This window comes from Streptomyces hokutonensis (assembly GCF_000376565.1).
Taxonomy (GTDB): domain Bacteria; phylum Actinomycetota; class Actinomycetes; order Streptomycetales; family Streptomycetaceae; genus Streptomyces; species Streptomyces hokutonensis.
The window spans coordinates 1-729 of record NZ_BARG01000171.1; the positions used below are offsets into that span (position 1 = coordinate 1).

Genomic DNA, 729 nt, shown 5'->3' on the forward strand with positions numbered 1-729 from the left:
CGGGGGCTGGGGTGTGCGGGCTGCGTACCCGTTGCTCGACGGATCTTTCTGACTCGGAGTGGGAGATCCTCCGTCCGCTGGTTCCGGCGGTCAAGCCCGGTGGTCGACGGGCGAAACACACGCGGCGGGAGATCCTCAACGCGTTGGCGTACTGGCTGCGGGCCGGCTGTGCTGGAGACTGCTGCCGCATGATCTGCCGCCGTGGCAGACGGTCTACCACTACTGGCGGCAGTGGCAGCAAGAAGGCGTGTGGGAGCGGATGTTGACGGCGCTGTGCGAGCGCGAGAGGGTGCAGTCCGGCCGCGATCCCACACCCAGTGCCGCCATCGTGGACAGTCAGAGCATCCGGGCCAGTGAACGCGGTGGCCTGCATGGATACGACGGCGGCAAGAAGGTCAGCGGCATCAAGCGCCACCTGCTCGTCGACACCTTTGGCACTGTTTTGGTGGTCTGCGAGAGCCCGGCCAACGTCGGTGACCGCGACGGTGCCGCGGTGCTGTTCTCCAGGGCCGCCGACGCGTTTCCGCGCCTGCAACGCGTGTGGGCGGACCAGGGCTACCGCGGCGCCGACTTTCACGCCTGGGTCAGGGAAGCCACCGGCATCACCGTGGAGGTCGTGCAGCGCCGCGACGGTGGATTCCGCTCGACCTGGGCGAAGGTAGGTGAACCGCCTCCGGCAGTGCCCCTTTTCGCGGTGGTCCCACGGCGTTGGGTGGTGGAGCGGACATT

At 68.0% G+C, this 729-nt stretch carries 1 protein-coding gene and 1 pseudogene; both read left to right on the plus strand.

The genetic code is table 11. The features are described 5' to 3' along the window. Positions 1 to 11: 11 nt before the first annotated feature. Positions 12 to 202: pseudogene (locus SSP08S_RS64735) on the plus strand (transposase); the annotation flags it as partial. Further along, positions 194 to 729: IS5 family transposase (locus SSP08S_RS58010; protein ID WP_369407129.1), on the plus strand; the 536-nt coding region annotated here is incomplete at its 3' end. The pseudogene SSP08S_RS64735 and the gene SSP08S_RS58010, both read left to right, overlap by 9 nt.